Annotated in this window: 18 protein-coding genes; 4 read left to right on the plus strand and 14 right to left on the minus strand. The window is 54.1% G+C overall.

From position 1 onward, the window contains the following. Positions 1-19 precede the first annotated feature (19 nt). Positions 20-2,317, minus strand: coding sequence for a DNA internalization-related competence protein ComEC/Rec2 (locus ACT3R4_RS00555; RefSeq protein WP_441677057.1), 2,298 nt, complete (start codon positions 2,315-2,317; stop codon positions 20-22). Between the two features lie 97 nt (positions 2,318-2,414). On the opposite strand from ACT3R4_RS00555, the gene ACT3R4_RS00560 reads away from it, so the two are divergent. After that, positions 2,415-2,966, plus strand: a complete 552-nt coding sequence (locus tag ACT3R4_RS00560; protein ID WP_441677056.1) for a DUF2062 domain-containing protein — start codon at positions 2,415-2,417, stop codon at positions 2,964-2,966. On the opposite strand, the gene ACT3R4_RS00565 is transcribed toward ACT3R4_RS00560, so the two are convergent. Then, the gene (locus tag ACT3R4_RS00565) at positions 2,963-3,643 is read right to left on the minus strand and encodes an ABC transporter ATP-binding protein (RefSeq protein ID WP_172116755.1); all 681 of its coding nucleotides are present in this window, start codon (positions 3,641-3,643) and stop codon (positions 2,963-2,965) included. The genes ACT3R4_RS00560 and ACT3R4_RS00565 overlap by 4 nt on opposite strands. A gap of 106 nt (positions 3,644-3,749) precedes the next feature. Beyond that, the gene (locus tag ACT3R4_RS00570) at positions 3,750-4,991 is read right to left on the minus strand and encodes a lipoprotein-releasing ABC transporter permease subunit (protein WP_441677055.1); all 1,242 of its coding nucleotides are present in this window, start codon (positions 4,989-4,991) and stop codon (positions 3,750-3,752) included. A gap of 222 nt (positions 4,992-5,213) precedes the next feature. On the opposite strand from ACT3R4_RS00570, the gene ACT3R4_RS00575 reads away from it, so the two are divergent. Both ACT3R4_RS00575 and ACT3R4_RS00580 read left to right on the plus strand, forming a co-directional pair. Then, complete coding sequence (locus ACT3R4_RS00575) at positions 5,214-6,266, plus strand: agmatine deiminase family protein (RefSeq protein ID WP_441677131.1); 1,053 nt, start codon at positions 5,214-5,216, stop codon at positions 6,264-6,266. A 9-nt stretch (positions 6,267-6,275) separates the two neighbouring features. Further along, a complete protein-coding gene (locus ACT3R4_RS00580) occupies positions 6,276-7,190 on the plus strand; it encodes a carbon-nitrogen hydrolase (RefSeq protein WP_441677054.1) in 915 nt (304 codons plus the stop codon). Positions 7,191-7,339: 149 nt separating this feature from the next. Here ACT3R4_RS00580 and ACT3R4_RS00585 read toward each other — a convergent pair whose 3' ends face one another. The 4 genes from ACT3R4_RS00585 to ACT3R4_RS00600 all read right to left on the minus strand — a co-directional run bounded on the left by ACT3R4_RS00585 (position 7,340) and on the right by ACT3R4_RS00600 (position 12,844). After that, the gene (locus tag ACT3R4_RS00585; protein ID WP_441677053.1) at positions 7,340-8,287 is read right to left on the minus strand and encodes a Nudix family hydrolase; all 948 of its coding nucleotides are present in this window, start codon (positions 8,285-8,287) and stop codon (positions 7,340-7,342) included. Positions 8,288-8,396: 109 nt separating this feature from the next. Further along, on the minus strand, positions 8,397-9,626 hold the full coding sequence (argJ, locus tag ACT3R4_RS00590) for a bifunctional glutamate N-acetyltransferase/amino-acid acetyltransferase ArgJ (protein WP_441677052.1): 1,230 nt from the start codon (positions 9,624-9,626) through the stop codon (positions 8,397-8,399). Between the two features lie 36 nt (positions 9,627-9,662). Further along, positions 9,663-12,410 carry a preprotein translocase subunit SecA gene (secA, locus tag ACT3R4_RS00595; RefSeq protein ID WP_441677051.1) on the minus strand — a complete coding sequence of 916 codons (2,748 nt, stop codon included), beginning with the start codon at positions 12,408-12,410 and terminating at the stop codon, positions 9,663-9,665. 86 nt (positions 12,411-12,496) lie between these two features. Continuing rightward, positions 12,497-12,844: a hypothetical protein gene (locus ACT3R4_RS00600; protein WP_172116353.1), complete on the minus strand. Its 348-nt coding sequence runs from the start codon at positions 12,842-12,844 to the stop codon at positions 12,497-12,499. A gap of 107 nt (positions 12,845-12,951) precedes the next feature. Between ACT3R4_RS00600 and ACT3R4_RS00605 the strand changes: the two genes are divergently transcribed. Beyond that, positions 12,952-13,407, plus strand: coding sequence for a DUF721 domain-containing protein (locus tag ACT3R4_RS00605; protein ID WP_172116352.1), 456 nt, complete (start codon positions 12,952-12,954; stop codon positions 13,405-13,407). A gap of 159 nt (positions 13,408-13,566) precedes the next feature. On the opposite strand, the gene lpxC is transcribed toward ACT3R4_RS00605, so the two are convergent. The 7 genes from lpxC to murG all read right to left on the minus strand — a co-directional run bounded on the left by lpxC (position 13,567) and on the right by murG (position 21,634). Beyond that, positions 13,567-14,478 (minus strand): UDP-3-O-acyl-N-acetylglucosamine deacetylase, encoded by a 912-nt coding sequence (gene lpxC / locus ACT3R4_RS00610; protein WP_441677050.1) that lies wholly within the window; start codon positions 14,476-14,478, stop codon positions 13,567-13,569. A 135-nt stretch (positions 14,479-14,613) separates the two neighbouring features. Continuing rightward, on the minus strand, positions 14,614-15,792 hold the full coding sequence (gene ftsZ / locus ACT3R4_RS00615) for a cell division protein FtsZ (protein WP_172116350.1): 1,179 nt from the start codon (positions 15,790-15,792) through the stop codon (positions 14,614-14,616). Between the two features lie 34 nt (positions 15,793-15,826). After that, positions 15,827-17,116, minus strand: a complete 1,290-nt coding sequence (gene ftsA / locus ACT3R4_RS00620) for a cell division protein FtsA (protein WP_193053782.1) — start codon at positions 17,114-17,116, stop codon at positions 15,827-15,829. Between the two features lie 296 nt (positions 17,117-17,412). Further along, positions 17,413-18,126, minus strand: a complete 714-nt coding sequence (locus tag ACT3R4_RS00625; protein ID WP_172116348.1) for a cell division protein FtsQ/DivIB — start codon at positions 18,124-18,126, stop codon at positions 17,413-17,415. Between the two features lie 9 nt (positions 18,127-18,135). Further along, positions 18,136-19,074: a D-alanine--D-alanine ligase gene (locus ACT3R4_RS00630; protein WP_319941217.1), complete on the minus strand. Its 939-nt coding sequence runs from the start codon at positions 19,072-19,074 to the stop codon at positions 18,136-18,138. Beyond that, positions 19,071-20,483 (minus strand): UDP-N-acetylmuramate--L-alanine ligase, encoded by a 1,413-nt coding sequence (gene murC, locus ACT3R4_RS00635; protein WP_253926954.1) that lies wholly within the window; start codon positions 20,481-20,483, stop codon positions 19,071-19,073. The genes ACT3R4_RS00630 and murC overlap by 4 nt, the downstream gene beginning before the upstream one ends. Positions 20,484-20,536: 53 nt before the next feature. Next, positions 20,537-21,634 carry an undecaprenyldiphospho-muramoylpentapeptide beta-N-acetylglucosaminyltransferase gene (gene murG / locus ACT3R4_RS00640; RefSeq protein WP_193053785.1) on the minus strand — a complete coding sequence of 366 codons (1,098 nt, stop codon included), beginning with the start codon at positions 21,632-21,634 and terminating at the stop codon, positions 20,537-20,539. Positions 21,635-21,643 lie beyond the last annotated feature (9 nt).

Below are 21,643 nucleotides of genomic sequence, written 5' to 3' on the forward strand. Positions count from 1 at the left end.
CAATGCGCTGGATTCTACCTTATGGCGAGGCGCATCGACACCGCTTAACGCCACCATGTTGAACACTGCCGGATGGCCAACGCATTGGTGTAATAGACACAGGATGATCTTTTTGAAGCCAAAACCGCAGTGCCCCATCGTGCCCGGTACTCCACAGGCAGCTCTTATACGCTCGGAAGCGGCGTACCACATCATCGACCGGATGCTGGAAAGCATTATTGCGACCTGCACTAAAGATCACATGCAAAGGCGTTGTATGTTGGACAAACTGAACACCTGAACTTGTGCGGCTACCGTGATGTCCGGCGACCAATACGCTGAGCGGCACATCAATATCTTTTAGAAAACGCCGCTCTATATCACGGCTGACATCCCCGGTAATTAATAACTGATGCTCTCCCGCGCTGACTTCCAGCACGCAGGAGCGGTCATTGGCCGAGTAATCATTGGACCCGGCAGGCGGCCATAAAAACCGATACGTGATTCCATCGCGCTGCCACTGCTGGCCACGTTCGCATGGGGTGGCCGTTACCGGTAGAGCTTCACCTAGAGGCGCACGCCAGTGCGTGACTGCATGGCTCTCCAGTAGCGCGCCTATACCGCCTGCATGGTCACTGTCGGCATGGCTAACTATCACCTCATCAAAACGCTGGCCTGGCGACCACAATGTTTGCAGAGGCATAAAGCCTGCCTGAAAACGTGGCCCAGTATCGTATAAAAGCCGGTACTGCTGGCTGCGTAGCTCGATAAGCTGACCTTGGCCCACATCATGCACCGTTACACGCAACGTGCCTTTAGGTATTTGCTCCAGCGGAAGCCACCAGGCAAGCGATACCACCAGGCACGTAGCCCCCACTTTCAACCAGGACACCACGCCTGGCAGCCCCCAGCATAAGGCCAACAAAAGAAGAGCGCCGCTTAATGGGTACACTAGCGCATGATCAGGTTCCCACAGCGGCCATCGTTCTGACGTAACGGTCAGAAAAACGTAAAAAACCGACAGCGCTTGCTCAAACAACCACCACATGCCCGTGCCCAGCCACGGCAGAGGCGAAAATATCCAGCCCAGCAGCGCCAACGGCACCATGATTGAACTTACCCAGGGCACGGCGATTATATTAATAATGGGCGCGCCCGGCGCCATACGTCCAAATGCGATCAGAACGGCGGCGGCCATTAGCGGGGCCAGTAACAGCTGGGAACGCAGCAACGCCCAGCACCAGCCTTTAACCCCTTTTGGACGCGTGCGCCCTTGCCAAATAATGATCAACCAGGCAACAGCCACAAACGATAGCCAGAGCCCGGGGCGCCATAAAGAGAGCGGATCAAGCAGCAGAATAATGGCAAGTGCCAGCCACCAGGCCTGCCAAGTGGCTGGGGAGTGTCGACCACTGAGCACCCACAGCCCTACCAGCGTCATGACCATGGCGCGCATGGCGGGCGGTTCCATACCGGCCAGATAGGCATAACCGATGGTGACCAGCGCGGCCACCCACCAGGGCCACACGCGCATTCGCCAGTTCAAAAGCGTTGTTAGCCGTGCGATGAGCTTTGCCAGCAATAGCGCAAACCCGGCCACCAGTCCCACATGCAAGCCTGAAATAACCACCAGATGCGTCGTGCCCGTGGCATTGAGTAGCGACCAGTCCTCTTGGGTTAGCTGGCTGCCCTCCCCCAGCGTTAAGGCTGCGAGCCAGCGGCGCGTTCGTTCACCAAGTGGCTGTCTCTCCAACACATCAAGCGCCAGCTTTCGTACAGAAAACCCAGCCGTGGCCAATTGCGTCGGCGCTGGCTCCTGGCGTACATACCCCGTTGCATGAATGCCTTCTCGCCAGAGCCACTGTTCAAAATCAAACGTGCCAGGGTTGGCAAATCCGCGAGGCGGGCGCAGACGTAGCGTCATTCGCCACTGCTCTCCCGCATAGTAAGTCGGCGCGTTATACGCCGTTACACGGACCTTGTTAAGCGTATCGCAAGCGGGGTGATGAGTAGGTCCTTCACAGGTTTTTACCGCTAACAGTAACCGCTGTGCATCACCCAACGGGGTTACGCTCAGCACCCTTGCTTCCACAACGACATCTTCGCCGTTGAGACCCTCGGGCAAGCGACTGCCCCACTCCTGATGAATGCCAACCACTACCCAGCCACCCAGCAATAGCCAGAAAGCCGCCTTGGCGCGCCAGGCCATCAGTAGCAGCACGCCCAATAAGCTAACGCCAACAAAGGGGTTCATTGCCCCCGTTATACCGCTTAATCCCGCGATTACTGCCCCTAACAGTGCCGCTAGCGCTGCCGGTATCGCCATGCCAAACGGCATACGACTCTCCTTGGCTTAAGAACTTCATCTACTTGGCATAGCCGAAGCGCTACGCGATATGGATAATAGGGTGCACTAATAGGCAAGAGTACCTGACATGCCGCGCCGGTTCCTGCAGCGCTACATGCCCAGACCCGACACGCTACGGCGACAGCGGTCGCTACGCTTTATAGCACCGCTAATTGCCGACCCCGGGCTGTGGCTTTTAACTCGGCGAAGCGTTGCCAACGCCTTTAGCGTTGGCTTGTTTTGCGCCATGCTACCGATTCCATTTCAAATGGTAGTCGCTGCCGTGGGTGCTCGCCTAAGCCGTTGTAATTTAGCACTTTCGGTAGGCCTTGTCTGGATTACCAACCCACTCACCATGCCGCTGATTTTTTATTTTAACTATCGAATTGGCACATATATGCTTGGAGCCCCGGCACGTGAAGCACCTACGCGTATTTCAACGCGCTGGATTGCCGAACAAATGCACGATATTGTACCGCCACTGATTGTTGGCTCATTTATTACGGCTATTGTGCTAGCAGTGGCCGCCAATATCGGCATTCGCCTTATTTGGCGCTGGCATGTCTCCCATAATTGGAAACGCCGCCGCCTAAACAGGCAGCGGCGTCGGGCATGTATCGAATCCGAGTTCGATGATTAAGGCATGCGAGGCTGCTCAACCAACTTGCCCGCGTCCAGTTTAAGCACCCTGTCCTGATGTGCAGCCAGCCCCACGTCATGCGTCACGATAACAAACGCACACGCGCTCTCTTTGGCCAACTCATCCATCAGGGCTAGAATCGTGGCTGCCGTCGTTTGATCCAGGTTACCGGTAGGCTCATCCATTAGCACCAGGCTTGGGTCTGTTACCAAGGCACGCGCAATGGCGACCCGCTGGCGCTCACCACCGGAAAGCTCGCCAGGCTTATGATCAGCCCGCGCCTTCATCCCTACACGCTCAAGAATCTGCATAGCGCGCTTTTCAGCGGTTTTTTTCGACTGACCGCGGATAATTAACGGTAACGCTGCATTCTCAACGGCGGTAAATTCTGCCAGCAAATGGTGAAACTGGTAAACAAACCCAATGTAGCGATTACGAAACGTCCCCAAGGCCGCTTCGTTTAAGTTGGAAAGTGGCTCACCAGCGATCACCACCCGACCATCGCTTGGGCGATCCAGACCGCCCAGCAAGTTTAAAAGCGTGGTTTTACCCGACCCAGAGCTACCCACTATCGCCACCCGCTCGCCCGCACGAACGGAAAGTTCAAGCTTATCAAGCACGGTCAGGTCTTGTGGTCCTTCGCTATATACCCGCGTTAACTCCTGGCAATCCAACATAACAGGCGGCTCGTTCGCTCCCCCTGCTGCGGCTGGCGTAGCGTTGGACGGCGTGGAAGTTGACTGCATAGACGTTAACGGCCCAGTAGTAGACATGGAAGCATCCTTATTCATAGCGCAGAACATCCGCCGGTTGAACGCGAGCAGCGCGCCAGGCTGGGTACAGCGTGGACAAAAACGTTAGACCGAAGGCCGCCAACACAATATTGCGCACGTCATTCCACCTAAGCTGGGACGGCAAATCGCTGATAAAGTAAACGCCTGCATCCAGAAATTTAATCCCAAAGGCCGCTTCAAACCAACCGATCAGATCAGATACTGTCAGCGCCAGCAGTATGCCCACAGCAACGCCAATCGCAATACCAATCAAGCCAATGGCCATGCCTTGTACGATAAAGATGCCCATGATCGAGCGTGGCGTAGCACCAATGGTACGCAAAATAGCGATATCGGCACGCTTGTCGGTGACCACCATGACCAGAGTAGAAACAATATTGAACGCCGCAACGGCAATGATCACCGTTAGTAGCAGTGCAATCATGCGCTTTTCCATCTGAATGGCCTGGAAAAGGTTGCCATGCGAGTACGTCCAATCGTTGCCGCGGTAGCCTGGTCCCAAGTCGTTCACAATGGCCTGGGTCTCGCTGCCCGCAATAAACAGATCATCAAGCTCAAGGCGCAAACCACCTACCGCGTCGCCAAGGCGCGCGAGGGTTTTCATATCTTCGATATTGGCGTAAGCGAGATTGGCGTCCAAATCGGCGCCCACGCTGAAAATACCGCTAACGGTAAAGCGCTTTAACCGCGGGAAGACACCCGCAGGGGTGATAGAAGCTTCCGGCACCAGCAGCGTCACTCGATCGCCTACACCCACCCCCAGCTGACGAGCAAGCATAGAGCCAAGCACCACATTCCACTCATCTGGCACTAATTCAGCCAACGTGCCTTGGCGCATATGCTGACCAATAATCGAGACCTGGTCTTCCCAATCGGGATCAATACCGTTGACCATGGCTCCCTGGTTGCGGCCACCCGCGGAAAACATGCCCTGCTGCTCAACATACGGTGCAGCCCCCATCACGTGCTCACGCTGCGTCAATCGGTCTGCCAGCGCCTCCCACTCCACCAGGCCATCGGTTGCTTCAATTTTAGTGTGCGGCACCATTCCTAAAATACGAGTACGCAGCTCATGGTCAAAACCATTCATAACCGATAACACCAGGATGAGTACCGCCACACCCAGCATTAGGCCCAGCATCGATGTTAGTGAAATAAAAGAAATAAAGTGGTTCCGGCGTTTGGCGCGCACGTAGCGCAGCCCCACCAGAAAAGGCAAACGATCAAGCATGGCGTCATTCCTTATTAATAAGCGCTCATGGTACGGTTTTTTTAGCCATACTGCATGTGCAAACGGGCATTAGAGTAACAGACCCCAGGCCCGTTCCCTGAAACCACGTAACGCTTGCAAGTTCTTCGACGACGCCCTACATTGCGCCCATTTGCGCTGGCTAAATCGGTGAGCGCTTTACTTCAAATAACGTTACCAAGAGACTTCCTAACCTTGGCCAATATGACATATCGCTTGCTGCCGGAATGGCACCCCCAGGATGGTCTACAGCTGACCTGGCCACGCCCTGATGGCGATTGGGCATCGCTTCTATCGCGTATAGAAGCAACGCTTGAGCGCATCGTGCTGGCAACCGTTCGTTACCAGCAGGTAGTGATCAGCATGCCAGATCAAGCCACCTGTGACCGCGTACGCAAAACGTTCGATGCCTATGGTGTGCCTGCTCATAAGCTATTGCTGATCGTAGCGCCTACCGATGATACCTGGGCGCGTGACCACGGCCCGATTAGCGTTGTTGATGATGGAGGCCAGCCGCTACTGTTGGATTACACCTTCACCGGCTGGGGCGGAAAATTCCCTGCCAGCAACGATAATCGGCTGACGCAGGCGTTAGCCGATGCAGGCGTCTGGGCATGCCCAGTGGCTTCACGCGATATGGTATTGGAAGGCGGGGCTATCGAAACCGATGGCGCGGGCACGCTGCTGACGACCGAAGCCTGCTTGCTCAATCCTAATCGCAACCCGCATTTAACACGCCAGGACGTTGAAGCCTTGATAGGCGATGATTTCGGCGTCGACCGGGTGCTTTGGTTAACCAATGGGCATCTGGAAGGTGATGATACCGACAGCCACGTTGATACTTTGGCGCGATTCTGTAACCCATCGACCATTGCTTATGTGCGCTGTGATGACCCACAAGACCCGCACTACACAGCCCTACACACCATGGAACAAGAGTTAAAGGCATTTCGACAACGCAACGGCGAGCCCTACCAGCTTGTCCCGCTGCCTTGGCCACAAGCATGCTTTGACCCTGAAGACGGCCATCGGCTGCCAGCTACTTATGCCAACTTTTTGATTATTAATGAAGCAGTACTGGTGCCAACCTACGGCGACCCGGCTGATGCGTTAGCACTCAGTGCGCTGGCCGAAGCGTTCCCCAACCATGCGCTCATTCCCATTGAGTGCTCGAGCGTTATTCGTCAACATGGCAGCTTACACTGCCTGACCATGCAGTTGCCCAAGGGCACGCTCACCACCTCTTTTCATCAGTAAGGAGCCAGGATGTCTATCAAGGTGACCTCTGACCTAACGGTTGGCGTAGTGCAACAGTTTGCCTGGCCCGATAAAGCGCAGAGCCTGGCAGCCAGTGAAGCGGGCATTCGTGATGCCGTAAAACGTGGCGCTCAGCTTGTCATGCTGCAAGAGCTGCATGCTACCCACTACTTCTGCCAGTATGAAGATCCGGCCCTGTTCGACCTGGCCGAACCGCTGGATGGTCCGACCGGTCAGCACCTGGCCGCACTTGCTCGCGAATTGGATATCGTGCTGGTCGGCTCGCTGTTTGAGCGGCGCGCACCAGGGCTTTATCACAACACGGCGGTGGTATACGACCGAGATAAAGGCCGGGTGGGTCAGTATCGGAAAATGCACATCCCTGATGACCCAGGCTTTTATGAGAAGTTTTACTTCACCCCTGGTGACCACGATGCGAGCCGTGCAGAAGGTTTTACACCGATTGATACTTCGCTTGGCCGTTTGGGCGTACTGGTGTGCTGGGATCAGTGGTACCCGGAAGCGGCTCGCCTGATGACCTTGGCCGGAGCAGACTTGCTGCTCTACCCCACGGCGATTGGCTGGGATCCTAACGATGATATTGCGGAACAAACCCGCCAAAAAGATGCCTGGACGTTAATCCAACGCTCGCATGGCGTCGCCAATGGCTTACCGGTGATTGTTGCCAATCGCGTGGGGTTTGAAACCGATCATTCAGGCGTGGGCGATGGCATTCAGTTTTGGGGAGGCAGCTTTATTTGTGGGCCTCAGGGCGAGCTACTTGCCCATGCCGGTGAAGAAGCTGAACAACTGGTTGTGACCATTGATATGGCGCGCTGCGAAAATACTCGCCGTATCTGGCCTTACCTGCGTGACCGCCGTATCGATGCCTATAGCGATCTAACCCGCCGCTTTCGCGACTAGGCGTTATCGCCCTATAGACCACTGTTTAACGTAGCGGTCTTTGACGAAAAACGCCTGCCAAAATCATCTGGCAGGCGTTTTTTCTAGCACCTATTTCTGTACGTACCTCAGCGCTGACTTACGCCATTACGTCAGTAGTAACAAACTTCTTACTTCCAGAAATCGCGAATCGAAGCGATGCCTTGGGCGCCTACGGCGCGGGCGTGATTGGCATCGAAGCGTGTCATTCCACCCAGCGCAAAGACCGGCATTCCGGCACGCTCAACCAGTTGTTGAAAATCATGCCAGCCCATCGGCGCTACTTCCGGATGTGAAGGCGTAGTGCGAAGCGGTGACAGCGTCACAAAATCACACCCCAGCAGCGCCGCTTTGGAGAGCTGAGTTTGGTCATGTGTCGAGGCAGAGAGCCACTTTTGCTCGGCAATCGGACGTCGATCCAGCTGCATCAAGCGCTCGCTGGTTAAATGAATACCATCGGCATCCACATGTTCAAGCAGCGCAGGCTCGCCGTTGAGTAGAAGCTTGGCGCCATACTCATGACACATGCGCAAGGCGCGTTCAGCGCGCTTAAGATAAGCGGCTTCATCAAGCTGCTTGGCACGCAGCTGCACCAAGCGAACGTTGTCTTCTTTCAAGGCCCGCTCCAGGAGCGTATCAAAACGCGCCTCGTCAGCCTCTTCTTTTGTAATCAGATATTCAGTGGGCAACATCACAGCACGCAGGATCGGCAGGTTGGCCGCCGGGAACGGATAATTAGCCAACTCCTCCATCGGCACCCAACGCACGGCTTGGCCTTCGCGACCAAAGGGCTCGCCAGCAAACTCATGAACCTGCCAAACATCTAACAAAATATGCTTGTCAGGATATTCGTGATGCACACGGATCAAGGGCTGCGCACGCACAATCTCAACACCAAGCTCTTCGTGCAGCTCACGCTTAAGGCCCTCAAGTCCTGTTTCATAAGGCGCGAGCTTCCCACCCGGAAACTCCCACAAGCCACCCTGATCGACATTCGAGGGCCGACGTGCAATCAGCACTTGCTTCTGATCGGCACTAATGATGGCTGCTGCCGCAACATGAACTCGTCGTTTTACCATTACATTCATTACGTCTTTATCCACTGTGTGCGCACCGGCGGATCAGTGCCGGCGCTTACTCGCTGCGTGAGCCCTTTATGACTGCCAAACCCAGTCGGTGACTGGCTAACTAGCTACGATAGTCTGCGTTGATCGACACATAGTCATGGGAAAGATCAGAGGTCCATACGGTGGCACTCTCCTGACCGCGCCCTAAACTGATGCGAATCGTAATTTCGTCTTGCGCCATGACGGCACTGCCTGCGGCTTCCGTATACCCAGCCGCACGACCACCTTCTTCAACCAAGCGAACATCTGCCAGGTCAATGACAATGCGGTCCACGTCAAAATCAGCCACAGGCGCTCGACCTACTGCGGCCAGGATACGCCCCCAGTTAGCATCAGAGGCGTAAAGCGCTGTTTTCACTAAAGGTGAGTGGGCGACGGTAAATGCGACATCCAGCGCTTCCTGACGACTTTCTGCGCCATCAACCTGGAGCGTCACAAACTTTGTCGCGCCCTCACCATCACGGATGATCGCCTGAGCCAAGCTCGTCATTACCTGCTGCAATGCATCACGGAAGACAGCGATATCCTCGTCGTCTTCAATCGCCGCTCCCGTGCCTGTCGCTGCCAACATGCACGCATCATTGGTTGAAGTGTCGCTATCCACGGTAATGCAGTTAAACGAGGCATCCACCGTCTCGCGTAACAAGCGATCCAGCAATGACTGTTCAATAGCAGCATCCGTGACGACAAAGCCCAACATGGTCGCCATGTTGGGTTTAATCATACCTGAGCCTTTAGTGATGCCATTGATAGTAACTGACCCGTCACTAACCTTCGCGGTAACGCTGGCGCCTTTGGCTCGGGTGTCGGTGGTTAAAATCCCTTCACCGGCATTTTGCCACGCCTGACTATTGTCAGCACCTGACGCAAGCGCTGGCGTGATACCGGCTAAAAGGCGCTCCATGGGAAGTGGTTCACCTATAACCCCCGTTGAGAAAGGCAGTACCTGATGCTCGGCAACGCCAGCTTGCTCTGCTACCGCTTTACAGCTGGCGTAGGCATCATGAAGCCCCTGCTTGCCAGTGCCCGCATTCGCATTACCGGTATTAATTAGCCAGTAACACGGTGCTTGGCCCTGCTCGCGGCAACGCTCAATATGCGCCTTGGCAACCGACACCGGGGCAGCGCAGAAGGCATTTCGCGTGAACACACCAGACACGGTTGCCGAGGCGGGTAGCTCAATAACTACCATGTCACGACGACCCGGCTTTTTAATACCCGCCATTGCACTTCCCAAGCGCACCCCAGCCAAGGGGGGCATCACCGGAAAGGGACTATTTCCCACCGCCATGATCGTCTCCTCTACCTAAATCCAGACCGCTTCTGATTAGCTTAATTTGCCGCAGCACTGCTTGTACTTCTTACCTGAACCACACACACACGGGTCGTTTCGGCCAACTTTCGGCCCTTCGCGACGGACAGGGCGTGCGTCCTGTTCAGTGCTTTCTACATCACTGTTTTCACCGCTTAATCCGCTTTCACTGGAAGAAGCATCATCGTGACGATTCGCGGCCGCGGCTTTTTCGCGGGCCAGCTCTTCACGCCGCTTTTGCTCCAGCGCATCAACTTCTTCAGGCTGACGTACCTGAACATGGCTCAGAATACGGGTGACATCCGCTTTAATATTGGTCAGCAGGTGCTGGAACAATTCAAACGATTCACGCTTGTACTCTTGCTTGGGGTTCTTTTGTGCGTAGCCGCGTAAATGGATGCCCCGACGCAGGTGATCCATGGACTGCAAGTGCTCTTTCCAACGCGTATCCAGAACCTGAAGCATGACCTGCTTCTCAAAACGACGAATCAGGGTCGCGCCTGCGGCATCCACCTTGGCCGCATAAGCGTCACGGTGCATGTCTTGCAGACGCTCACGCAGCTTCTCTTCGCTAAAGCGCTCATCATCAGCGGCCCACTGGACCACCGGGGCATCCAGGTTGAATTCTGTCTTAAGGTGCATTTCAAGCCCAGCCAGATCCCACTGCTCGGCTAAACTCTGCGGCGGAACGAAGTCGTTAATAGTGTCTTCCATGACTTCTTCACGAATACCCACGACAGCTTCTGAAATGTCATCAGAGGCCAGAACCTCATTGCGCTGCTCGTAAATAACCCGGCGTTGGTCGTTTGCCACGTCATCATATTCAAGCAACTGCTTACGAATATCGAAGTTACGCCCTTCCACTTTTTTCTGGGCACGCTCAACGGCGTTAGATACCATTTTGTGCTCAATGGCTTCGCCGCGCTCCAGGCCCAATGCCTGCATGAGACGCTTAACGCGGTCAGAACCAAATAGCCGCATCAGACTATCTTCCAACGACAGGAAGAACCGCGTTGAACCTGGATCGCCCTGACGGCCAGAACGCCCACGCAACTGGTTATCAATGCGCCGAGACTCATGGCGTTCCGAACCAATAACGTGCAGGCCACCGGCTTCCAGCACACCATCGTGACGCTGCTTCCACTCGGCTTTTAATGCATCAATCTGCGCCTGACTTGGGTTTTGCAGCTTGGCAACGTCAGCCTCCCAGTTGCCCCCCAACATAATATCGGTACCTCGACCGGCCATGTTGGTGGCAATAGTGATCGCGCCAGGACGCCCTGCCTGAGCAATAATCTCAGCTTCACTCTGGTGCTGCTTGGCATTCAGGACATTGAACTTCAGCCCCGCTTCGCGCATTAAGTGCGCCAGGTACTCAGACGTCTCGATGGACGCCGTACCTACCAACACCGGGCGGCCTGCCTCTGTTTCGGCCTGAACGTCCTTAATAATCGCCTCGTACTTCTCCTCGGAGCTAAGGTAGACCAGGTCGTTAAGGTCTTTACGGGCTAACGGGCGATTGGTGGGAATGACGATAACATCAAGCCCATAAATCTGACGGAACTCAAAGGCTTCCGTATCAGCAGTGCCGGTCATGCCTGCCAGTTTTTCATACAAGCGGAAATAGTTCTGGAAGGTGGTGGATGCCAGCGTCTGGCTCTCGCGCTGAACGGTGACCCCTTCCTTGGCTTCAACAGCCTGGTGAAGCCCTTCCGACCAACGTCGGCCAGGCATCGTCCGTCCAGTATGCTCATCAACGATGACCACTTGGTCTTCCACTACGATATAATCAACATCCTTATTGTAGAGATGGCGTGCCCGGAGCGCAGAATGCATGTGCTGAAGTAAATTCAGGTTTTGAGCGGCGTAAAGTGATTCACCCTCTTTAAGAAGGCCTTCCGCCTGCATCAACTCTTCAACCCTGTTATGCCCCTGCTCGGTCAGCTCAACCTGCTTTTGCTTCTCCTCCAGTACAAAATCGCCGGTTGCAGGCTGGTCGTCATCTTCCGAGACCTCACCCTCTTCCAACTGCTGGGCAAGCTGATTAACGACGTTATAAAGATTGGTATTTTCATCCACCGCACCTGATATGATCAGCGGCGTACGCGCCTCATCAATCAGGATAGAATCCACCTCATCGACAATGGCATAGTGCAGGCCACGCTGCACCTTATCCTCCAAAGAGAACGCCATGTTGTCGCGCAAGTAGTCAAAGCCAAATTCGTTATTGGTACCGTAGGTAATATCACACCGATATGCATGGCGTTTCTCCTCCCCGGTTTGACCGGAAAAGATAACCCCAACAGAAAGCCCTAAAAACTCATACAGCGGGCGCATCCACTCGGCATCACGGCGGGCAAGGTAGTCATTGACGGTGACAACGTGTACGCCCTTTGCAGGCAGTGCATTGAGATAAACGGCCAGTGTCGCTACCAGCGTTTTACCTTCGCCGGTTTTCATTTCAGCAATACGACCACGGTGCAGGGTCATGCCCCCCACCATCTGTACATCAAAATGCCGCATACCCATGACGCGCTTGCTGGCCTCTCGCACAATCGCAAACGCAGAAGGCAACAAACTATCCAGCGTCTCGCCATTTTCCAGGCGCAAACGCAGCTCCGCTGTCTTACCTTGTAATTCAGCGTCGCTTAATCCTTCATGCTCAGCTTCGAGCACGTTCACACTGCGAACGTTTTTGTGCATGCGCTTTACTTCACGGTCGTTCTTGGAGCCAACAACCTTGCGTAACAAATTATTAATCATGAAATTTCCAAATCATCTTGAGCGAACCAATGGGCTTCGCCCTGTTCCGTATAAGGCAAGTAAAGTACGTTTTAGAAAACCGTGAGTTAAGCGGGCGGACCGCGCTGGGTAAGCACATCGTGTGCGGCTACCCGGCGCTTTATAAAAACATAAACAGGTAAAAAGTGGCGCTGCACCGCGATACGTTTAAATCGCTGCTGCCAACCGCGCAACGCGCGTCGCCTTTTGGCGATCCAGTGCGATTGAGCACGTAAAATAGCCGGCACCCACAAACACACGCAGACGTTACGCTCAGCCCCCCGCATGGCATCAAAAGGCACTAAACTATTGGGCAACAAGCAGCTTACCAGGAGCCCCGCCAGCCACCAACGCGCCAAGCCATAGCGACGGTTACGTCGCGGCAAAGCAGAAAAGGTGTTAAGCGTGGAGGACATGCTGTGGATTGGCTCCTGAGCGTGTTAGGCTCTGCAAATAAGTAATGCATCCGTGTAGATGCCGCTACTTGGCTATATATTGAGGGGTTACCCCAGGATTCAAGCGTATGAGTATAAAGGTTAAGCGTTCTCGCGCACAGCCCATCGCCCGTCTGCTAAACAAGTCAGGGGATATTGGCCAATTAATGCGCCAGTCTCGCTTGATAGATCAGGCCCAGTGTCATTTAAGAGCCCACCTGCCAGAAGAGATGCGCCCACATATCTTTGTCGGCGGCTTTCGCGATGGGCGCTTAACCCTGATCAGTGGGCAGGCAAGCTGGCTGACATGGCTACGCTTTGAACAGCGGCGGCTGTTGACGCTGCTACATCAACTGCCAGGCTTTGAGGCTGTGAACGGCTTTACCTTTAAAGTACGCCCCGTCCGCCCAGTTGAAGCACCTTTGCGTAATACCCGACACTTATCCGCCAGTGCGGGAAAAACGCTCAGCGAGTGCGCAAGCGACACGCACAATCCTGCGCTGCGTAAAGCATTAGAGCGCCTTGCGTCTCACGCACCAAAATAAGCGTGCCGCGCGCCTTGCGCACTTTTCAAATGCCAGAAACGCAAAAGCACCGCCTGAACGGTGCTTTTATCATCAAGGCCAGTTATCGAGCTTGAGCACTATCAAAGGAGAAACCTGGATAGCGCGTCATAGCGAATATCTGACACTCCTGCTTGGCAGTTAGGCCATTGCAGGCGCTGCGTACGAAATAGGCGCAACGGCTTTTTCATCTTCAAACGTTACGATTTCATAAGCATCAGACTGTGCCATCAATTCGCGGCAAAGCTGGTTATTCAGCGCATGGCCAGATTTTGTACCGTGAAACTCACCAATCAGGCTGTAGCCTAACTGATACAAATCGCCGATCGCATCCAGCACCTTATGCTTGACGAACTCATCTTCGTAACGCAAACCACCTTCATTGACGATGCGATAATCATCAACCACGATCGCATTATCCAGACTCCCCCCCAGGGCCAGGTTATTAGAGCGCAAAAACTCCAAATCCTTCATAAACCCAAAGGTGCGCGCCCGAGAAACTTCTTTCACAAAAGAGGTCGTCGAAAAATCGATAAGCGCGGTTTGTTTCTGCTGTTCGAAAACCGGGTGGTCGAAGTCGATGGCGAACGAGACCTTGAACCCTTGGTGCGGAAGGAAAACGGCTTCTTTATCGCCATCTTTAACCGCGACGCGACGCTTGATACGTATAAATTTCTTTGCTGCATCCTGCTCAAGAATACCCGCCGATTGGATTAAAAACACAAACGGGCTGGCACTACCGTCCATAATCGGTACTTCGGGAGCACTTAGGTCAACGTAAGCATTATCGATGCCTAGTCCTGCAAACGCTGACATCAAATGCTCAACCGTTGCCACTTTCACACCTTCGAGTGAAAGTGCAGTGCAAAGTGTTGTGTCTTCCACTAACTCTGCGCGTGCGGGTATATGTACCACAGGCTCCAGATCGGTTCTAACAAACACAATCCCGGTGTTTGTCGGCGCCGGACGCAAAGCCATGTGGACTTTTTTGCCGGAGTGCAGACCCACTCCAGTGGCGCGGATGACGTTTTGTAGGGTGCGTTGTCTGATCATGGGCAGTGGTCGAACTCTAATGACGGTAGTACCGTAGGGGAAGGAAAGTTATCAAACAGTGTTCACTATAACAGCAAACGAGCGTTTTAACCAATAAAACACTCGTTTGCTGGCCCGGTAAACCTATAGAAACAATCAATCGGCCTGACGGCGCAAGAAAGCAGGTATGTCCAGATAGTCGTCAGCATCGGCTGAGCGACTCTTTTCCGGACGCGGTTTGGGCGCGTGTTCAGGCGCCTCTGCACGGGCAGTTGCTTGCTGACGCATTACGGTAGGCTGCTGTAGCTTACGGTAATCAGAAGAGTCAGCAGAAGAGCGACGTGCAGGTTCACGTGTCGTCGCTTTGGCAGCTTTCGCGCCATCTAATCCAGCAGCAACAACAGTAACACGCAGCTCATCAGACATTTCCATATCGATGGAAGTTCCCACGACAATGGTCGCTTCTTGTGAAGCAAACTCTTGAACGGTGGCACCTACATCGTTGAACTCGCCAATCGACAGATCCGGGCCTGCCGTAATATTGACCAGAATGCCTCGCGCGCCATGCAGATCGATATCTTCCAGAAGCGGGCTACGGATAGCTTTTTCGGCTGCTTCACGGGCGCGGTTCTCGCCGGTAGCTCCGCCCGTACCCATCATTGCCATGCCCATTTCAGACATAACAGTACGCACATCAGCAAAGTCGACGTTGATAATACCAGGGCTTGTGATCAGCTCGGCAATACCTTGAACAGCGCCAAGCAATACATCATTAGCAGCGCTAAACGCAGTTAACAACGTCGCGCTTTTACCCAGTACGGATAAAAGCTTTTCGTTGGGTATGGTGATCAGCGAATCAACATGCTGAGAGAGCTCTTTCATTCCCTCTTCGGCAGCGCGCATACGCTTGGGGCCTTCAAACGGGAAAGGCCGCGTAACGACAGCGACCGTTAAAATACCCAGTTCTTTGGCAACTTGCGCAACCACTGGCGCGCCGCCGGTGCCTGTACCACCGCCCATACCAGCGGTAATAAAGACCATATCGGCGCCTTCAAGCAGCTCAGCGATTCGGTCACGATCTTCCATCGCGGCCTGACGACCTACCTCAGGGTTGGCGCCAGCACCGAGCCCCTTGGTGATTTCACCACCTAGCTGTAATACTGTCTTTGCGGATACGCGTTTAAGCGCTTGGGCATCGGTGTTGGCGCAAATAAATTCAACGCCTTCAATGTTACTTTCAACCATGTGATTGACGGCATTGCCGCCACCACCACCAACACCGACTACTTTTATGACCGCACTACTTGAGGGTGCGTTATCTACCAATTCAAACATAAGCCCCGTCTCCTGAACCGCGCTTGCGGCCCTGTCAGAAATTTCCTTTGAACCAGCCCTTGATTCTGGCCAGCGCCGAATGGTCTTCCTTGATATCACGTCGAGAGAGCTCGTTGCGACCTTTGTGAGGTGCAATGACTCCCCCGTGGCTTTCTAGACCCTGCCCATGCCGCGCTTCTTGCAGTGCATAGTGCAATAAGCCGACACCTGTCGCATAAATGGGGTTTCGCACGACATCCGCTAAACCTTTAACGTTTTGCGGACAAGCAATACGAACCGGCATGTGGAATATCTCTTCCGCCAATTCGCCGACCCCTTCCATACGTGAGGTGCCACCAGTGAGCACAACACCAGCGGCAACCATGTCTTCATAGCCACTGCGACGTAATTCGTCTCTAACCAGTGTAAATAGCTCTTCATAGCGTGGTTCGACCACTTCTGCGAGCGCCTGACGCGACAAGTCGCGTGACGGACGATCACCCACACTAGGAACCTTAATCATTTCATCGCTTGCGGCCAATTGCGTTAAGGCACAAGCGTATTTAACCTTGATCTCTTCTGCGTGCTGCGTCGGGGTACGTAGCGCCATGGCAATATCGTTGGTGACCTGATCACCAGCAATCGGTATAACGGCCGTATGTCGAATGGCACCTTCAGTAAAGATGGCCATATCAGTGGTTCCACCGCCGATATCCACCATGCAAACGCCTAATTCACGCTCGTCTTCGGTCAACACTGCCATGCTGGATGCCAGCTGTTCCAGGATAATTGAGTCGACGTCCAAACCACAGCGTCGAACACATTTCTCAATATTCTGTACCGCGTTGAGTGCTGCCGTTACCAGATGAACTTGCGCTTCTAAACGTACACCGGACATGCCCAAGGGCTCGCGAATACCGCCTTGTGCATCAATTGCAAATTCCTGGGGCAGTACATGTAAAACGCGCTGACCTTCTGAAACCGCCCTTGCCCTCGCTGAATCAATAACGCGATCAATATCAGAAGGAGTAACTTCACGCTCTTTAATAGCGACCACGCCATCTGAATTCATCGAGCTAATATGACTACCCGCAATGCCCACATATACCGAGTGAATATCGCAACCAGCCATAAGCTCGGCTTCTTCCACAGCGCGCTGAATAGACTGAACGGTTGATTCAATATTAATGACAACGCCTCGCTTCATACCCCGTGACGGGTGCGAGCCGATACCAGCAATTTCAATGCCGCCATCATCGGTAGGTTGACCGACAATTGCGACGACCTTGGACGTTCCAATGTCCAACCCGACCACCATATTCGATGCATTGGGTGAGCCTGCCATGAGTCGGGAATTCTCCTTGTAAACTTTTTAAAATTAAAATAAATAGGGATACTTAAACCAACTTATTCTTTGCCTATTATAACTTGGCAACCGATAAGCACGGATAGCTCAATAGCGCTGATGTGAAGTTTAAATCTACAAAATCACCGATAGCCCATAGTATAGAAACAATTGGCATAATACGACCAGCCCGAGCCCACAATAATGGGCTTGAAGTGTAATTTAAACCCCATTAAAGCGTTTTTACGCGCTGACGGCGACTTATCATGGCTAAAGCACGTTAACTCAAATTTGAGTTAGTCTTCAGATGCCCCAAAATCACTCTGACCATGCCAGGCAACAGCGACACCGTTAGGATAGCGCAGATCAATATAACGAATATGCTCACTATACCTTGATAACTCGCGCTGCCAGGAGGCCGCTAAGCGTGCCAAACGCACTTCATGCTCGCGCCGGCCCAGCATAATCCAGGCACCGTTACTTAGCTGTACACGCCATGCACCGCGCGGTTCTAATCGAAACTGAGTAAGTGCCAACGACAAGTTTGCGAAATAAGGTGTTAGGCGATGATAGTAACTTAGCACCTCTTCACTGCTTCCGTTGGGGCCCGCAAGATCAGGCAGACCTGAAGGCACCGCCAGAGGTGCAAAAGCAAAGGGCTCGCCTTTCGGGTTAAGCAAAAAGTCATCATTCCAGCGCGCAACGGGCACTTGTTCCGCCAGTTCAAACACCAGCGCATTCGGCCACTCACGAGAAATACGTACTTCTTTAAGCCAGCCAATCTCCAGGGCCCGGTTACGCAGCACGCCTAAATCAGCCGATAACCAAGTGGCACCTTGAACCAAAGGGGCAAGCTGAGTGCGTAGGTAGTCTGCGCTTACGTAATCCCACTCCCCACGGATGGAAACACGCTCGATGGGCCGGTCCAGCCATAGCCATAGCGCGCGCCCTCCTGCCACTAACAGTAACGCCAGAAGCAGGATACCAAACCAGGCATTACGCCTTTTCATAAGGCCTCATCATGATGCGTTCTGCTTTCCGGCAGAGTGGAGTATCTGCACCACCAGGTCATCAAATTCGATGCCCGCATAGGCAGCGGCTTGAGGCACCAAACTGTGATCGGTCATGCCAGGCACGGTATTAACTTCCAATAGCCAGAACTGGCCATTGGCATCCCGCATCACGTCCACACGCCCCCAGCCTTCACACCCAATGGCCGCAAACGCGTGCTGGCACAGCGTTGCCAGCTGCGCTTCCTCTTCTGCGGTAAGCCCACAAGGAAGATGGTACTGGGTCGTATTGGAAACGTATTTGGCTTCATAGTCGTAGAATCCGCCAGGTACTTCGACCCGAATAGCGGGTAACACACGCTCATCCAGCAGCGCCACCGTGTACTCTTCACCGACCACAAAGCGCTCGGCCATCACCCGGGCATCAAATTGTGCCGCTTCGCGATAGGCGGCCTCAAGCGCTTCCTGGCTTTTAACTATACTGATCCCAAGCGTGGAGCCTTCATGTACTGGCTTAACCATCATCGGCAACCCAAGCTTGGCGACCACTCCGGCCCAGTCTGCATCAGCCGTCAACATAATGCTTTCCGGCGTGGGCAGCCCAATGGCTTGCCAAACCTGCTTGGTGCGTTGCTTATCCATTCCCAGCGCTGACGCCATGACGCCACTACCGGTATAGGGAATGTCCAAGAGTTCAAGCGCACCCTGTAGCGTACCGTCTTCACCACCACGACCATGCAGGGCGACAAATATCGCCGATGGCGCCATAGCCTCAAGTCCGGCTAACCCCTCATCGCGTAAGTCATAGCCTTCTGCGTTAATCTTTTGGCGTTTTAGCGCCTCGAGTACAGCGGCACCACTTTTAAGGGAAACCTCACGCTCAGCAGAAGAGCCGCCGTAAACCACCACCACACGTGAGCAATCAATATTGACGTCTTTCAGGCTCACAGCTCCACCTCACTCATTTGCAGCTTCGCCTTGGCCAAGCTGAGCGAGATACCACCTACGTCGCCCGCCCCCTGAGTAATTAGGATGTCGTCGGGTCTCAGTACATTGGCCAATAGCGCTGGCAGCTCCTGCTTATGTTCAACAAAAAGCGGGTCTACCTCACCGCGCTGACGAATCGAACCTGCAAGCGTGCGCCCTTCAGCGCCAGGGATAACCGCCTCGCCCGCGCTGTATACGTCTAAAAGCACCAGCGTATCTACCTGGGACAGTACTCGAACGAAATCTTCATAGAGATCCCGGGTCCGGCTGTAGCGGTGGGGCTGATAAAGCATCACTAAACGACGCTCAGGCCAGCCAGCGCGGACAGCTCTGATGACCATATCCACTTCGCGCGGATGATGGCCATAATCATCCACTAACATAATCTTGCCGGGCACTTTAGGCGCAGGGAAATGGCCATGCACTTGAAAGCGCCGCCCTACCCCAGCAAACCCTGCCAGACCGCGCAGAATCGCCTCGTCACTCACGCCTGCATCCGTAGCAACAACAATCGCTGCCATCGCATTAAGCGCATTGTGCTGACCAGGCATGGCAAGGCGCACGCTTAAGGGCGCGGCCTGACCAGGCCGCAAAGCCGTAAAGGAAACTTCACCACTTTGCTGCACAAAATCGGTAATTCGATAATCGGCATCGTCTTCAAAACCGTAGGTAACGAACTGGCGCTTGATCTGAGTTCGCAGTGCCCGCACATGCGGGTCATCGATACACAATATAGCCAACCCGTAGAACGGCAGGTTGTGTAGAAATTCGATAAAGGTATCTTTTAATCGTTCGAAGTCACCACCATAGGTGCTCATATGGTCAGCATCAATATTAGTAACTATCGACACCATTGGCTGCAAATGCAGGAATGAAGCGTCAGACTCATCAGCCTCTGCAACCAGATAATCCCCTTCACCCAAGCGCGCATTGGTACCGGCACTGGTCAACTTCCCGCCGATGACAAAGGTCGGGTCCAGGCCGCCTTCGGCTAACAGCGTCGCCGTTAAGCTGGTCGTGGTTGTTTTTCCATGGGTACCGGCAACCGCAATGCCGTGACGAAATCGCATTAACTCTGCCAGCATCTCGGCACGACGCACCACGGGGACACGGTGCTCATGTGCCCAGCGAATTTCAGGGTTGGTCGTATCAACGGCGCTTGAAACAACCACAACGTCGGCCCCTTCGACATTCTCCTCGGCATGGCCAATCTCAACCCGAACACCACACATGCGAAGCCGCTCAATAACCGAAGAGGCTTTCATATCGCTGCCACTGACGCTGTAACCTTGATTGGCCAATACTTCGGCAATACCACACATGCCCGCGCCACCGATACCGACGAAATGAATATGCTGAATACGGCGCATACCCGGGCCGCTTGAGCTTATGCGTTGCAGCGACGATGGGGTTACTGAGTCGGTCACACGTTTTCTCCTTTGTGTAGTATCGCCAGGCATCCTTCGGCTAATCGCTCTGTGGCATCCAGGTGCGCAGCCTGGCGTGCGCGGGAAGCCATCAGCGCCAGCGTAGCGGGCTCTAACAGGTCATTTAAATAGTGCGTTAAACGCTCAGGCGTCAGCGCGGATTGCACAACGCATAGCGCAGCACCCGCATTAACCAGTACATTGGCATTGACTCGCTGGTGATCATCGACCGCAAAAGGAAACGGAACAAGAAGCGAGGGCTTTGCCGCAGCCGCCAGCTCTGCAACCGTTAACGCCCCCGCTCGACAAACCACCAAATCAGCCCAATCATACGCTGCGGCCATATCATCAATAAACGCGGAAACATCGGCCTGTATGCCATGTTCGGCGTACCCTTGTGCCGTTTGAGCGTCCCGCGACTTCCCGGCCTGGTGGCGTATTTCCGGGCGCTTACCGGGTGGTAGCGCAGCAATCGCTTGGGGCAAGCGTTCATTTAATGCCACAGCTCCTAATGATCCCCCCACCACTAACAAGCGCAGCGGGCGCCCCTGTAATGCCTCGATCGTACGCGGCACTTGGCCAAGTGTCGCTATATCTTCACGCACGGGGTTGCCAATGACGTCTGCCCGCGTACCGAACGCTTCAGAAAAGGCAGCATAGCTGCGCGTCGCCAAGCGAGAAAGCACGCGGTTGGTTAAGCCGGCAACTGCATTTTGCTCATGAACAACCAGCGGAATACCCGATAGCCACGCAGCAAGCCCACCCGGGCCACTGGCAAAACCACCGAGGCCAACCACCAACTGCGGCTTAAAGCTTTTTATGACGTCACGTGCTTGCCAAATAGCGCGGCTAAGGTTCACAGGCGCTTTAAGCCAGCCTGCCATACCATTACCGCGCAACCCGCTCACGGCAATGGTATGCAGCTTTATACCGGCCTCAGGCACCAGCCGGTTTTCAATACCTCTGGGGCTACCCAACCACTCAACGTCAATGTTTTGCGCCATAAGCGCACGCGCAAGGGAAAGCGCGGGGATCACATGCCCGCCCGTTCCTCCTGCCATGATTAAAACACGCCGATGTGCGTTCACCGTCACAAACGACTC

The organism is Halomonas sp. AOP7-E1-9, assembly GCF_052376035.1.
Lineage (GTDB): Bacteria > Pseudomonadota > Gammaproteobacteria > Pseudomonadales > Halomonadaceae > Vreelandella > Vreelandella citrativorans.

Excerpts from the sequence above, each read along its gene's own strand:
- secA (WP_441677051.1), bottom strand. The coding sequence starts at position 12,410 with ATGATTAATAATTTGTTACGCAAGGTTGTTGGCTCCAAGAACGACCGT.
- ftsZ (WP_172116350.1), bottom strand. The coding sequence starts at position 15,792 with ATGTTTGAATTGGTAGATAACGCACCCTCAAGTAGTGCGGTCATAAAA.
- ACT3R4_RS00625 (WP_172116348.1), bottom strand. The coding sequence starts at position 18,126 with ATGAAAAGGCGTAATGCCTGGTTTGGTATCCTGCTTCTGGCGTTACTG.
- argJ (WP_441677052.1), bottom strand. The coding sequence starts at position 9,626 with ATGGCGGTGGGAAATAGTCCCTTTCCGGTGATGCCCCCCTTGGCTGGG.
- ACT3R4_RS00565 (WP_172116755.1), bottom strand. The coding sequence starts at position 3,643 with ATGTTGGATTGCCAGGAGTTAACGCGGGTATATAGCGAAGGACCACAA.
- ACT3R4_RS00580 (WP_441677054.1), top strand. The coding sequence starts at position 6,276 with ATGTCTATCAAGGTGACCTCTGACCTAACGGTTGGCGTAGTGCAACAG.
- ftsA (WP_193053782.1), bottom strand. The coding sequence starts at position 17,116 with ATGGCAGGCTCACCCAATGCATCGAATATGGTGGTCGGGTTGGACATT.
- ACT3R4_RS00605 (WP_172116352.1), top strand. The coding sequence starts at position 12,952 with ATGAGTATAAAGGTTAAGCGTTCTCGCGCACAGCCCATCGCCCGTCTG.
- murC (WP_253926954.1), bottom strand. The coding sequence starts at position 20,483 with ATGCGCCGTATTCAGCATATTCATTTCGTCGGTATCGGTGGCGCGGGC.
- ACT3R4_RS00570 (WP_441677055.1), bottom strand. The coding sequence starts at position 4,991 with ATGCTTGATCGTTTGCCTTTTCTGGTGGGGCTGCGCTACGTGCGCGCC.
- ACT3R4_RS00560 (WP_441677056.1), top strand. The coding sequence starts at position 2,415 with ATGCCGCGCCGGTTCCTGCAGCGCTACATGCCCAGACCCGACACGCTA.
- ACT3R4_RS00585 (WP_441677053.1), bottom strand. The coding sequence starts at position 8,287 with ATGGTAAAACGACGAGTTCATGTTGCGGCAGCAGCCATCATTAGTGCC.
- lpxC (WP_441677050.1), bottom strand. The coding sequence starts at position 14,478 with ATGATCAGACAACGCACCCTACAAAACGTCATCCGCGCCACTGGAGTG.
- ACT3R4_RS00600 (WP_172116353.1), bottom strand. The coding sequence starts at position 12,844 with ATGTCCTCCACGCTTAACACCTTTTCTGCTTTGCCGCGACGTAACCGT.
- ACT3R4_RS00555 (WP_441677057.1), bottom strand. The coding sequence starts at position 2,317 with ATGCCGTTTGGCATGGCGATACCGGCAGCGCTAGCGGCACTGTTAGGG.
- ACT3R4_RS00575 (WP_441677131.1), top strand. The coding sequence starts at position 5,214 with ATGACATATCGCTTGCTGCCGGAATGGCACCCCCAGGATGGTCTACAG.